Below are 13,568 nucleotides of genomic sequence, written 5' to 3' on the forward strand. Positions count from 1 at the left end.
ATTCCTGTACCACCTATACATCGTTTGAACGATGGGGGGACGCAGAAGGATAGGGTAAGCGCGCTGTTGGATATGCGCGTCCAAGCAGTTAGGCCGGAAACGAGGCAAATCCCGTTTCCATTAAGGCGGAGCTGTGATGGCGAGGGAAATATAGTACCGAAGTTCCTGATTCCACGCTGCCAAGAAAAGCCTCTAGTGAGATGTAAGGTGCCCGTACCGCAAACCGACACAGGTAGGCGAGGAGAGAATCCTAAGGTGTGCGAGAGAACTCTCGTTAAGGAACTCGGCAAAATGACCCCGTAACTTCGGGAGAAGGGGTGCTTTTTAGGGTGAATAGCCCAGAAAAGCCGCAGTGAATAGGCCCAGGCGACTGTTTAGCAAAAACACAGGTCTCTGCGAAGCCGCAAGGCGAAGTATAGGGGCTGACACCTGCCCGGTGCTGGAAGGTTAAGGGGAGAGGTTAGCGCAAGCGAAGCTTTGAACCGAAGCCCCAGTAAACGGCGGCCGTAACTATAACGGTCCTAAGGTAGCGAAATTCCTTGTCGGGTAAGTTCCGACCCGCACGAAAGGTGTAACGATCTGGGCACTGTCTCAACGAGAGACTCGGTGAAATTATAGTACCTGTGAAGATGCAGGTTACCCGCGACAGGACGGAAAGACCCCGTGGAGCTTTACTGCAGCCTGATATTGAATTTTGGTACAGCTTGTACAGGATAGGTAGGAGCCTGAGAAGCCGGAGCGCCAGCTTCGGTGGAGGCGTTGGTGGGATACTACCCTGGCTGTATTGAAATTCTAACCCGCGCCCCTTATCGGGGTGGGAGACAGTGTCAGGTGGGCAGTTTGACTGGGGCGGTCGCCTCCTAAAGAGTAACGGAGGCGCCCAAAGGTTCCCTCAGAATGGTTGGAAATCATTCGTAGAGTGTAAAGGCACAAGGGAGCTTGACTGCGAGACCTACAAGTCGAGCAGGGACGAAAGTCGGGCTTAGTGATCCGGTGGTTCCGCATGGAAGGGCCATCGCTCAACGGATAAAAGCTACCCCGGGGATAACAGGCTTATCTCCCCCAAGAGTCCACATCGACGGGGAGGTTTGGCACCTCGATGTCGGCTCATCGCATCCTGGGGCTGTAGTCGGTCCCAAGGGTTGGGCTGTTCGCCCATTAAAGCGGTACGCGAGCTGGGTTCAGAACGTCGTGAGACAGTTCGGTCCCTATCCGTCGCGGGCGCAGGAAATTTGAGAGGAGCTGTCCTTAGTACGAGAGGACCGGGATGGACGCACCGCTGGTGTACCAGTTGTCTTGCCAAAGGCATAGCTGGGTAGCTACGTGCGGACGGGATAAGTGCTGAAAGCATCTAAGCATGAAGCCCCCCTCAAGATGAGATTTCCCATGGCGCAAGCTAGTAAGATCCCTGAAAGATGATCAGGTTGATAGGTCAGAGGTGGAAGCGTGGCGACATGTGGAGCTGACTGATACTAATAGATCGAGGACTTAACCAACGCTTTTTAAAAAATGAAATACCTTCTTATTATCTAGTTTTGAAGGAACAATGTTCCTCATATGTTTGGTGGCGATAGCGAAGAGGTCACACCCGTTCCCATTCCGAACACGGCAGTTAAGCTCTTCAGCGCCGATGGTAGTTGGGGGTTTCCCCCTGTGAGAGTAGGACGCCGCCAAGCCATTTATTAAGATCAGCCATCCGGCTGGTCTTTTTTTGCATAATGCTAAGAAAAATTATTGGATATGAAGGGATTATCGATTATGGAAACTTTTATAAAGACATACACGTAATGAAATTCTTCATCATACATTGTTAAAAGCATCCCCGGTTCTCTTAAACTATTTAAATTAATGTATGCGAACAATGGTTTTTGGGGAGAATGCAGGTATGGAGGTGGAGATGTTGGGGACAACAACAACCAAAACAACGGCAGGGGAAACATGCGCGGTTTGTGAAGAAATAAAAGGGATGGGTATACATCTATATACGACTTTTATTTGCGAGGAATGCGAAAGGGATATGATCGGGACGGATACGAACGACCCCAAATACCAATATTACTTAAAGAAATTAAGAAAAATCACTAATCCTGAAATATTATCATGAAAAAATAGTTTGTGGAAAGTTAAAGAATCAGAGAAAAAAGAAATGGTGTGTTTCTTTAGTCTCTGATTCTTTTTTTGGTACTTTAGAAGAATGCTTGCCAACACGCTTCAAGCTGCAACCAGACTGTTTGGGGATACATAATCGCCTTCCTATTGTCGCAATATGAGATAAAATTGAACTTATTTGATAAAATGAAAAAATACTAAGACGTGAGGGAAGAGAAAAATGAATCAATCTCAGACACCGTTGTTCGATGCAATGAGTGCATTTCATAAAAAAAGCCCAATATCCCTGCATGTCCCAGGACATAAAAATGGATGGGTGTTTAGTAAAAAGGGCCAAGCTTTATATAACCCCCTGCTTGGTATTGATGCCACGGAGTTAAGCGGTTTAGATGACCTGCATGCTCCAGAGGGCGCCATTTTAAAGTCCGAGCAACTACTCGCTGATCTATATGGGGTAAAGCGGAGTTATTTTCTCGTTAATGGGTCAACCGTAGGCAACATTGCCATGATTCTTGCTACCTGCCAGGAAGGCGATAAGGTCCTTGTCCAAAGAAACTGCCATAAATCAATTTTACATGGATTGATGTTAGCGAATGTACAACCGATTTTTTTACATCCGGTTTATTATGAGAAATGGGGCATTGCTGGCGGTGTCAGTTCAAAATTAATTGAAGAAGCCTTGAGTGTACATCCAGATGTAAAAGCCATCATTGTTACCTATCCTAATTATTATGGTCTTGGTGAAGACTTGACGGAAATGGTAAGACTCGCACATCAAAAGGGGATTCCGGTGCTGGTGGACGAGGCACATGGCGCTCATTTTCAGTTAGGAAGTCCGTTTCCAAAGCCGGCCATTTTGGCAGGGGCAGATGCCGTTGTCCATTCCGCGCATAAAACACTGCCGGCCATGACGATGGGGTCATTTCTTCATGTGAATTCATCCTTAGTTGATGTCGATCAAGTATCATTCTATTTACAAATGCTTCAGTCGAGCAGTCCATCTTACCCGATTATGGGATCGCTCGACTTGGCCAGGGCCTACTTAGCCGCTTTTACATCAGAAGATAAAAGTTCCCTTATTGAAAAGATATTAGATTTCAGAGGCGAATTAGGTGCCCTGGAAACAGTAAGGGTGCTGGAGGCGCCACTAGGCATCGCGGCAGACCCGTTGAAAGTAGTCATTCAATCAACAAATGGTTTAAGCGGGTTTGAGTTACAGCAGCTATGTGAAGCCGAAGGCATTTTTACGGAATTGGCTGATCGTCATAATTTATTACTGATTTTACCCTTATTAGGAATGGGTGCCGAATTTCCTTTTCATGAAATCGTTCAAACTATAAAAAGTGCCACTGAAGGCAGAATTGGATTAAAGGAAGCGAATCTCGGGGAAAGCTTGCCTGAACGAAGGTCAATGACAGGACTTGAAATGCCATACTCCGTCATGAAGCATAGTAAATCAAAACCTGTCGCATTACACAAAGCAGTGGGTGAGGTATCTGCCGAGATGGTCATTCCTTATCCACCGGGCATCCCTTTGATTATGTCCGGGGAAATGATTACTCCTGAACATATATCCATTTTGAGAAGCCTGCTAGAACTGGGATCAAGGTTTCATGGCGGTTCCTCCCTTTCAAACGGAGAATTGATCGTTTATGAAAGCGGGCAGACTGGTTAAAATGTTATACTACAAACAAAGAACCTTGGAGGTACATCGATGAAACGTGGTATTTTTATAACAATGGAAGGGCCTGAGGGTGCCGGGAAAACAACAATTGCCCAAATGCTTGGCAAGGCTCTGCAACAAGAAGGCTACCAAGTACTATTAACGCGTGAGCCAGGTGGAGTTCCCATTTCGGAGCAAATTAGGGAAGTGATCCTTAATAAAGATAATACAGCCATGGACCCGAGAACAGAGGCTTTATTATACGCAGCAGCAAGGCGTCAGCATTTAGTGGAAGTGGTCATGCCGGAGTTGGAACGAGGGGGAATTGTCCTCTGTGACCGGTTTATAGACAGCTCGTTAGCCTATCAGGGCCATGCAAGGGGTTTGGATATAGAAGAAGTTTACAATATCAATAAATTCGCAATAGGAGATATGATGCCAGATGCCACGCTCTTTTTTGATATCGATCCAGAAGAGGGATTAAGACGTATCCAGTCCAATGGGGAAAGGGAAGTGAACCGGCTGGATCTTGAAGCCCTCGACTTCCATAAAAAAGTTTGTGAGGGGTATCAGTTCATTATAAATAGATGGAAAGACCGTTTCATCATCGTGGATGCAGGCCGGACAATAGATGAAGTACTTGAAGAAACGAAAGCCAGCTTGTTGGATTTTTTAGCGAAAGCGGGAAACTGAATATATAGGTTTCCATATTATTCAACCAATACTATTCCAGGCAAGGACTAGTTGATATAATGGAGTTAGTAAAAATTCAGAGTAATCGGAGGATGATGAAAATGAAAATGATCATTGCTGTCGTACAAGACAAGGATAGTCATCGCCTGCTGAATCAATTAGTGGAAAATAATTTCGGAACGACCAAGCTAGCCAGCACTGGCGGGTTTTTAAAATCAGGTAATACGACTTTCATGATTGGCACAGAGGATGAACGTGTTGACCAAGCCATTCAAATAATCAAACAGAATTGTCAGTCACGATCCCAATTAGTATCACCGGTTTCACCGATGGGCGGGAATGCCGAGTCCTATGTACCTTACCCAGTGGAGATTCAAGTAGGCGGAGCGACCATTTTTGTTCTGCCGGTTGAAAACTTTTTACAATTTTAACGGTTAGTTTCAGGGAGGTTCATTATGAAAATCAACCATGATATCCCTATTAAGCTGGATAAATCGCGTCAGGATGCCAAACAGTTTCAAACTGGAAATGGAAGATTTCAACAAATGGTCCAGACACAGGATCAAAAGATGCAAATCCAAACATTAAACCGTTTGATAGGCGATATTGAAGGGGCGGGTCAGCGTTTAGTAAGGTCACGTACTTTTAGGGAAATGGCAAAATATAAAGCATTGGTGAAACGGTTTGTTAAAGAAGCGGTTGAATATGGACTGGAACTGAAACAATCTACGAGCTGGAACGAATATGGACAAAGCCGGCCGTTGAAAACCGTGGAAACGATAGATGCAAGATTAGTTGAGTTAAGCGAGGAAATTCTTAATAAAGAGAAAAGTTCGCTTGAAATATTGGAAATGATAGGCGAGATTAAAGGTCTGCTGATTAATTTATATACTTAAGTGAGTTGATGGTTTTGGATAAAACATGGCAGGACATGAGTGAAATTCAGCCGCAGGTAATGACGATGCTGCAAAATAGCATAACGAAGAACAGGGTGGCACATGCGTATTTATTTGAAGGGGAAAAAGGGACAGGTAAGCAAGAGATAAGCAATGCCTTTGCCAAAAGCTTACTATGTGAAGCCCCGACAGCAGGTTATGAGCCATGCGAACTTTGTCGGAATTGCAAACGGATTTCAAGTGGGAATCATCCTGATGTCCATTTGATAGAAAGAGACGGTCTCTCAATAAAGAAAGAACAAATCAAGGGGCTGCAGGAAGAATTTTCGAAAAAAAGTGTAGAGGCAGATCGAAAGGTTTATATGATTGCCGATGCGGACAAAATGTCGGTGGGGGCAGCCAACAGTCTATTGAAATTTTTAGAAGAACCTTCGGCTGATACTGTAGCAATATTGATGACCGAACAGCTTCAGAGGATTCTACCGACTATATTATCTAGGTGCCAAGTAATTTCATTCAAACCATTATCTCCGGAGAATGTGAGACGGAAGCTGATAGAACAGGAGTTAGAACCACAGCTGGCTTCGGTCATCGCACACATAACACAGAATGTGGAAGCTGGAATCGAGCTTAGCCATGATGAATGGTTTGTACAAGCTCAAAAAATAGTGGTAAAATTATATGAAGTGTTAAAACTCAATTCCTTGAAGGCATTGCTGTACCTTCAGACGGATTGGTCCACACACTTTAAAGAAAGAGAACAGGTTGACAGAGGTCTTGATTTGTTACTTCTTATATATAAGGATTTATTATACATTCAGTTGGACAAAAAGGACTTCGTTGTATTCCAAAATAAACTGAAGGAATTTGAAACTCACGCTCTTCATCTTTCCCCAAGACGCCTTGCTGAACATATGGGTTGCATTTTGGAAGCAAAAAGGAAGCTGATGTCCAACACGAATCCACAGCTGTTGATGGAACAGCTTGTGCTGAATTTGCAGGAGGGATCATGATTTGTATGATGTTGTAGGTGTCCGTTTTAAAAAGGCGGGCAAAATATACTACTTCGATCCGGGTGAATTCACTATTCCTAAGGACGATTTTGTAATAGTGGAGACTGTCCGCGGTGTTGAATTCGGTAAAGTCGTTACAGCCCGTAAACAAGTAGATGAAAACGATGTTGTCCTGCCATTGAAAAAAGTACTTCGGGTCGCTGATGCAAAAGATAAGCTGATTGTAGACGAGAACAAGGCGGCTGCAGAAGAGGCTTACTCTATATGTTGTCAAAAGGTTGTGGAGCATAAGCTGGATATGAAGCTGGTTGATGTGTCATATACTTTCGACAGAAATAAAGTCGTGTTTTATTTTACAGCGGATGGTCGCGTGGATTTCCGTGATTTAGTCAAAGATTTAGCTGCCATATTCAGAACTCGCATAGAACTGCGCCAAATTGGGGTTAGGGATGAGGCAAAGATGCTTGGTGGCATCGGACCTTGTGGCAGAATGCTTTGTTGCTCCACATTTCTTGGGGATTTTGAACCGGTTTCCATCAAAATGGCGAAGGATCAGAATTTATCATTAAACCCTACAAAAATCTCAGGTTTATGCGGTCGATTGATGTGCTGTCTGAAATATGAAAATGATGAGTATGAAAGTGCGAAGGAAATGCTTCCTGATTTAGGTGAAATGATTAATACGCCTGGTGGCAAAGGCAAGGTAGTGGGGCTTAATATTCTAGAACGCGTACTTCAGATTGAACTAATCGAGCAAGAAAGAGTATTAGAGTATACTCTAGATGAGATTCTAAAAGAGGGAGCCGTTTCTATTCAAGCCACAGATTATTAAGGTGGTGGGAGAGCGTGGATAAGAAAGATATTTTTGAGTCGGTGACCAATATGGAAACCCAGATAGGCCAATTATATAAGCAGCTTGGAGAATTGAAGCAGAACTTAGCTGAAATCCTTGAGGAAAATCAGTCCCTCAAGCTGGAGAACGAGCATTTGCGCCATCGGTTGGGCCTTGTGGAAGTCGAAACTGCTCCTGCTGCAGTAAAGGTCAAACAAAAAGTGAAAAACCGTACTGCAAGTGCGGACAAGGTTATGGATATCGGGGAAGGCTATGATAATTTAGCCCGTATCTATCAAGAAGGCTTTCACATTTGCAATCTGCATTTTGGCAGTTTAAGAAAAGAAGGAGATTGCCTGTTCTGTTTATCTTTTTTAAACAAGAAGTGATAATGGAATAATATAAAAGATGTTCCATCTCTTTTACGTGATAGATAGACCGTTTACAATATATAGTGATTCGGGGTCTGACGCATACTATGAGTCAGGCCCCTTTTTGTACGATAGTAATGTCGAAGCATGGACCCTGAACATGCTTTTTTCCATACATGATTAGGAGGGTAACAGCAATGGTAGAACTTAAAGGAGATGAGCGCCTGGATTATCTATTGGCTGAGAAATTAAGGATCATCCAGAGCCCGTCGGTGTTCTCTTTTTCATTAGATGCCGTTTTATTATCAAGGTTCGTAAATGTCCCGATCCAAAAAGGAAAAATCGTAGATCTTTGCTCAGGGAATGGGGTCATACCTTTGCTGCTGAGTACAAGAACGAAAGGGAAAATTACCGGTGTTGAAATTCAAGAGCGTTTATATGATATGGCCCAGAGGAGCATGGACTATAATGGCGTATCCTCCCAGATCGAGATGATTCATGGGGATATAAAGGAAATTCCTAAACAGATAGGGTATAGCAAATATGATGTCGTTACTTGCAATCCACCCTATTTCCCAACGCCATCCATCGAGGAAATTAACAAAAATGAACATTTTGCAATTGCCCGACATGAACTAATGTGTAATCTTGAGGACGTCATGCGTGTCTCAAGTCAGTTGCTGCGTCAAGGTGGGAAAGCGGCATTCGTTCATAGACCGGGCCGCCTGATGGATATCCTCCATTTCATGAGGATGTACAGAATAGAACCGAAGCGACTGCAATTCGTTTATCCAAAGAGTTCAAAAGAAGCGAATACGATTCTTATTGAAGGGATAAAGGACGGCAACCCTGATTTGAAGATTCTTCCTCCGCTTGTTGTCTATAATGATCAGAATGAGTATAATCCGGAAATCAGAAGGATTTTATATGGAGAGGAATAAGCATTATTTTTATGTTTTAAAATGCAGGGACGGAAGCTATTATGCCGGGTATACAAATAATTTGGACCGTAGGATTGATGCTCATAATCAAGGCAGGGGTGCAAAGTATACACGAGGCCGGACCCCGGTTGAACTGATTTATCATGAAATATTCGAAACACAGACATTGGCCATGCAGGCTGAATATAAATTCAAGCAATTAACAAGAAAACAAAAGCAAAAGTGGATGGCAAAGGAGGATACATGATATGTGGCAGCAAAAGAGTTTTGAAAAAGAAGGATTGGAGCCAGCTCTGTATCTGGTTCCTACACCGATAGGAAATCTTGAGGATATGAGTTTCCGGGCTTTAAGAATCTTGAAGGAAGCGGATGTCATTGCTGCTGAGGACACGCGAAATACGAAGAAATTATGCAACTACTTTGAAATTTCGACACCTATCGTCAGTTACCATGAACATAATAAGGAATATAGCGGGAAGCAGATGCTTGAGAGGCTTCGATCTGGAGAGGTCATTGCATTGGTAAGTGATGCGGGCTTGCCGACGATATCCGATCCGGGGTATGAACTGGTCAAAGAAGCCATTGCCGAACAGTTTAAAGTCATCCCGTTGCCTGGGGCAAATGCTGCATTAACTGCATTGATCGCATCTGGACTGACTCCGCAGCCTTTTTACTTTTATGGCTTTTTACAACGGGGAGCAAAAGAAAAAAAGAAGGAGCTGGAAAAATTAAAAAAAATGGAGTCGACTTGGATCGTTTATGAGTCGCCACATCGCTTGAAAGAAACATTGAAACATATGCATGAAATTTTAGGTGACCGTCGTATAGTATTATGCCGCGAATTGACCAAGAAGTTTGAAGAGTTCATCCGAGGGACTGTGAGTGAAGCATTGACGTGGGCGATGGAATCCGAAATTCGCGGAGAGTTCTGTTTAATAATAGAAGGAGGGCAATGGTCGGAGGAGGAACCTGAAGAAGCTTGGTGGATGGCCCTTGACATCGTCGGTCATGTTAATCATTATATGGAAACCAAGCAGTTCACTTCAAAGGACGCAATCAAGCAGGTCGCAAAAGATCGCAATATGCAAAAACGGGATGTATATCAAGCATATCATATTGATATACAAGAATAATAAACATAAAAAAACTTCCGAAGACCGGAAGTTTTTTTATATCATTTATTTAGAAGCAGTGAAGTTTTGTTGAATTTCTTGAATAAGTAATTCTGCACCTTCACGACTAAGGATCAATTTACCATTAGCAAGTGTAAGGTTGTTATCGGAAACTTCACCTGTAACTTGGCAAGTCATGTTTGGTTTGTATTTTTTCAAGATGATGCGCTCATCATCAACATAGATTTCAAGAGCGTCTTTCTCAGCGATACCCAATGTACGACGAAGTTCGATTGGAATAACCACCCGGCCTAACTCATCAACTTTACGAACAATACCTGTAGATTTCATTTTTATAATTTCTCCTCTCAGTTACAATCTAGTACCCTATTTCTATTTTTTTCGCCATTATTCGACAAATTTTTTTATAAATTTATAATACCAGCCATTCCCAAATTCGTCAATGATTTATTTTCATTTTTTTGTAAGAAATAGCATGGCCCATTTGTGTAACAAAAAGGCTTTTAAAGAGAAAAAATCGGTTATGCCTTTAAAAGTAAAGAAATAGCAAGGCTACAAAGAACCCCTCACTTCACCAGATTTCGACAAAGTGTGCATATAAAACATACTTCATTATTATATGATTAAATATAATTTAGTTTCAAAACAAAAGTTCTGAATTAAGGATAATTTTCTGAAAAAGTATGAATATGTGAGTTGTTGCACAAAAAAAGAAATTTAGGTATATTTTGTTGAGGTAAGAGGTAATGCTGTCATAAGGGAAGTTCACGTCCAGATCACTTATTTTTAAATATAATTTTTTTAATTCTATTAACACATGATTAGATTAGTGATTATTGTCGCATATAGCGTTAAAATAGAGATAATAACTTAAATATATACTTATGGCTTGGGTCAATCCTTTAGCCGGTTTTTCAAAAGATGAGGAGGGAACGTAGTGCAAGATAAATTAAAAACATTCTATATCACGACACCCATATATTATCCGAGTGGTAATTTACATATAGGGCACGCGTATACGACAGTTGCAGGGGATGCCATGGCTCGTTATAAAAGGATGCGTGGTTTCGATGTCATGTACTTAACAGGCACTGATGAACATGGTCAAAAAATCCAGCGTAAAGCGGCTGAGGAAGGAATCACTCCACAGCAATATGTAGATAATATCGTATCAGGGATTAAAGAGCTCTGGGAAAAGCTTGATATTTCATATGATGATTTCATAAGGACCACGGAAGATCGCCATAAAGAGGTTGTTGCCAAGATATTCAAAAGGCTATTGGACCAGGGTGATATATACTTGGACCAATATGAAGGGCTATATTGTACACCTTGCGAATCTTTCTTCACGGAACGTCAGGTGGAAGAAAGCAATGGAAACTGTCCTGATTGCGGCAGGCCTGTTGAGAAGGTGAAAGAGGAATCTTATTTCTTTAAGATGAGTAAATATGCGGATCGGTTACTGAAGTTTTATGAGGAAAACCCGGATTTCATTCAACCGGAATCCCGCAAAAATGAAATGATCAATAACTTCATCAAGCCTGGATTGGAAGATCTGGCCGTTTCACGTACTACTTTCGATTGGGGCATCAAGGTGCCGGGAGATCCAAAGCATGTTATTTATGTCTGGATAGATGCTTTGACCAATTATATAACGGCATTAGGGTACGGAACGGATAATGATTCTAAATACTTGAATTATTGGCCGGCCGATGTACATCTGGTCGGAAAGGAAATCGTGCGTTTCCATACGATCTATTGGCCGATCATGTTAATGGCTCTTGATGTGCCGCTTCCAAAGAAAGTCTTTGCCCACGGATGGCTTCTCATGAAAGATGGTAAAATGTCCAAATCAAAAGGGAATGTAGTGGATCCCGTTACATTGATTGATCGTTATGGTTTGGATTCTTTACGCTATTATTTATTGCGTGAAGTTCCATTTGGTTCTGATGGAGTATTTACACCGGAAGGGTTTGTTGAACGGATTAATTTTGACCTGGCAAATGATTTAGGGAATTTATTAAATCGAACAGTAGCAATGGTCAATAAGTATTTTGATGGTGTAATTCCAAATTATGATGGATCCAATGGTGAATTCGAAAAGGCTTTGCTTGAAATGAATCAAGATACGGTAGGCAAGTATGAGGAAGCAATGGAAAACATGGAATTTTCAGTTGCACTAACATCCATTTGGCAACTCGTGAGCAGAACTAACAAATTCATTGATGAAACCCAGCCATGGACTCTTGCTAAAGATGAATCAAGGAAAGCAGACCTTGCTAGTGTCATGGTTCATTTGGCGGAATCATTACGCAGGACAGCAATCCTTTTGAAACCGTTCTTGACGCAAACACCAGAAAAAATCTTTGCTCAGCTTAGCATCAAAGATGATGTGTTGAAATCCTGGGACAGTTTAGCGGAGTTCGGTCAAATTCCTCCTGAAACAAAAGTTTTGAAGGGAGACCCGATCTTCCCTCGTTTGGATATGGAAGAGGAAGTTTTATATATTAAAGAACAAATGCAGGGTGATGCACCTAAGGCCGAGGAAAAAGTGGAAGTGGCGATTCCCGAGGTTGATGAGATCACTATTGATGACTTTACAAAAGTGGAGCTACGTGTTGCTCAGGTCATGGAAGTTGAACCAGTAAAGAAGGCGGATAAGCTTCTTAAACTTCAGCTTGATTTGGGCTATGAGAAACGGCAAGTCGTTTCAGGCATTGCACAGCATTATAAACCCGAAGATTTAGTGGGCAAAAAAGTGATATGCGTAACGAATTTGAAACCTGTTAAACTTCGTGGCGAGCTCTCGCAAGGAATGATTTTGGCGGGAAGCCAAGATGGTGTACTCTCAGTCGCTACAATAGATTCATCGATCCCAAATGGTTCAAAGGTGAAATAAACCGATGAAAACATAAAGGTGTTTCATATGAAACATTTTTATGTTTTTTTCTTTATGCTTTTGGAAAAAGTACTTTTATACAGGTTTTGTTTTTGATATTGAATTTATTTGTTGAGCATATAAGGTCCTTTGTAATCTGTTTGTTACCTAAATGTGAAACATAAAACTTTCATTTTTTTATAAAATAGTGCTAGAAAGGAAGAAAAATAATGTTATTTGATACACATGTACATGTTAATGCGGAACAATTCAACGAGGATCTCGAAGACGTAATAGAAAGAGCTAAGGAAGCAGGAGTCAATAATATGGTAGTCGTTGGTTTTGACCGGCCTACTATTATAAGGGCAATGGAATTGATAGAAGCTTATGATTTCATGTATGCCGCAGTCGGCTGGCATCCTGTCGATGCTATAGATATGACAGAAGAGGACTTACAATGGATCGAGGAATTATCCAACCATCCAAAGGTTGTGGCCATTGGTGAGATGGGCCTGGATTATCATTGGGATAAATCACCGAAAGATGTTCAAATGGAGGTGTTCAGGAAGCAAATCCGATTGGCAAAAAAGGTGGGGCTGCCCATTATCATCCATAATCGGGAAGCGACCGCGGATATCGTGAACATACTCAAGGAAGAAGAGGCATCAATGGTTGGAGGCATCATGCATTGCTTTAGCGGAAGTGCGGAAACGGCTTTGGAATGCATCAATATGAATTTTTATATTTCATTGGGTGGCCCTGTGACCTTCAAGAATGCAAAAAAACCAAAGGAAGTGGCAGCGGTCGTACCTTTAGACCGTTTACTGATAGAGACTGATTGTCCATATTTGGCTCCCCATCCTTATAGAGGGAAGCGTAATGAACCTTCGTATGTGAAGCTTGTTGCTGAACAAATTGCAGAAATCAAACAACTTACAATAGAGGAAGTTTCCCAGGCGACAACAGAAAATGCCAAGAAATTATTCGGCATTAACTGACATTTTATTTTACAATATCTCCCGGGGTTCGCTAGCTAAAA

Annotated in this window: 14 protein-coding genes and 2 rRNA genes (1 of these 16 cut by a window edge); 15 read left to right on the forward strand and 1 reads right to left on the reverse strand. The window is 42.1% G+C overall.

The annotated features are described in order from the left end of the window. From OSJ91_RS00160 to rsmI, 13 genes are all read left to right on the forward strand, one after another. Positions 1-1,496: ribosomal RNA gene (locus tag OSJ91_RS00160) — 23S ribosomal RNA — on the forward strand (it extends 1,437 nt beyond the left edge of the window). A gap of 64 nt (positions 1,497-1,560) precedes the next feature. Further along, a 5S ribosomal RNA gene (gene rrf / locus OSJ91_RS00165) occupies positions 1,561-1,676 on the forward strand. A gap of 209 nt (positions 1,677-1,885) precedes the next feature. Further along, on the forward strand, positions 1,886-2,104 hold the full coding sequence (locus OSJ91_RS00170) for a sigma factor G inhibitor Gin (RefSeq protein ID WP_101225890.1): 219 nt from the start codon (positions 1,886-1,888) through the stop codon (positions 2,102-2,104). Between the two features lie 225 nt (positions 2,105-2,329). Next, positions 2,330-3,784, forward strand: coding sequence for an aminotransferase class I/II-fold pyridoxal phosphate-dependent enzyme (locus OSJ91_RS00175; RefSeq protein WP_485890812.1), 1,455 nt, complete (start codon positions 2,330-2,332; stop codon positions 3,782-3,784). 39 nt (positions 3,785-3,823) lie between these two features. Then, positions 3,824-4,465 (forward strand): dTMP kinase, encoded by a 642-nt coding sequence (gene tmk, locus OSJ91_RS00180; RefSeq protein ID WP_350300831.1) that lies wholly within the window; start codon positions 3,824-3,826, stop codon positions 4,463-4,465. 101 nt (positions 4,466-4,566) lie between these two features. Then, a complete protein-coding gene (locus OSJ91_RS00185) occupies positions 4,567-4,896 on the forward strand; it encodes a cyclic-di-AMP receptor (protein ID WP_034316369.1) in 330 nt (109 codons plus the stop codon). A gap of 24 nt (positions 4,897-4,920) precedes the next feature. After that, complete coding sequence (locus OSJ91_RS00190) at positions 4,921-5,361, forward strand: YaaR family protein (RefSeq protein WP_485890813.1); 441 nt, start codon at positions 4,921-4,923, stop codon at positions 5,359-5,361. Positions 5,362-5,375: 14 nt separating this feature from the next. Continuing rightward, complete coding sequence (gene holB / locus OSJ91_RS00195; RefSeq protein WP_350300833.1) at positions 5,376-6,374, forward strand: DNA polymerase III subunit delta'; 999 nt, start codon at positions 5,376-5,378, stop codon at positions 6,372-6,374. 1 nt (position 6,375) lies between these two features. Then, complete coding sequence (locus OSJ91_RS00200; RefSeq protein ID WP_241594416.1) at positions 6,376-7,206, forward strand: PSP1 domain-containing protein; 831 nt, start codon at positions 6,376-6,378, stop codon at positions 7,204-7,206. A gap of 50 nt (positions 7,207-7,256) precedes the next feature. Then, positions 7,257-7,595, forward strand: coding sequence for a DNA replication initiation control protein YabA (gene yabA, locus OSJ91_RS00205; protein WP_269467095.1), 339 nt, complete (start codon positions 7,257-7,259; stop codon positions 7,593-7,595). A 179-nt stretch (positions 7,596-7,774) separates the two neighbouring features. Beyond that, a complete protein-coding gene (locus OSJ91_RS00210; protein ID WP_350300834.1) occupies positions 7,775-8,518 on the forward strand; it encodes a tRNA1(Val) (adenine(37)-N6)-methyltransferase in 744 nt (247 codons plus the stop codon). Beyond that, complete coding sequence (locus OSJ91_RS00215; RefSeq protein WP_101225897.1) at positions 8,505-8,765, forward strand: GIY-YIG nuclease family protein; 261 nt, start codon at positions 8,505-8,507, stop codon at positions 8,763-8,765. Before OSJ91_RS00210 ends, OSJ91_RS00215 begins: the two co-directional genes overlap by 14 nt. A 1-nt stretch (position 8,766) precedes the next feature. Further along, positions 8,767-9,651, forward strand: coding sequence for a 16S rRNA (cytidine(1402)-2'-O)-methyltransferase (gene rsmI, locus OSJ91_RS00220; protein ID WP_350300835.1), 885 nt, complete (start codon positions 8,767-8,769; stop codon positions 9,649-9,651). Positions 9,652-9,696: 45 nt separating this feature from the next. Here the strand turns inward: rsmI and abrB are convergent, their stop codons facing one another. Beyond that, positions 9,697-9,987, reverse strand: coding sequence for a transition state genes transcriptional regulator AbrB (gene abrB / locus OSJ91_RS00225; protein WP_170971504.1), 291 nt, complete (start codon positions 9,985-9,987; stop codon positions 9,697-9,699). Positions 9,988-10,588: 601 nt separating this feature from the next. Here abrB and metG point away from each other — a divergent pair. Next, a complete protein-coding gene (gene metG / locus OSJ91_RS00230) occupies positions 10,589-12,550 on the forward strand; it encodes a methionine--tRNA ligase (protein WP_485890814.1) in 1,962 nt (653 codons plus the stop codon). A 209-nt stretch (positions 12,551-12,759) separates the two neighbouring features. Next, positions 12,760-13,527 carry a TatD family hydrolase gene (locus tag OSJ91_RS00235; RefSeq protein WP_350300837.1) on the forward strand — a complete coding sequence of 256 codons (768 nt, stop codon included), beginning with the start codon at positions 12,760-12,762 and terminating at the stop codon, positions 13,525-13,527. Positions 13,528-13,568 lie beyond the last annotated feature (41 nt).

Source organism: Bacillus sp. T-10(2022) (assembly GCF_056502895.1).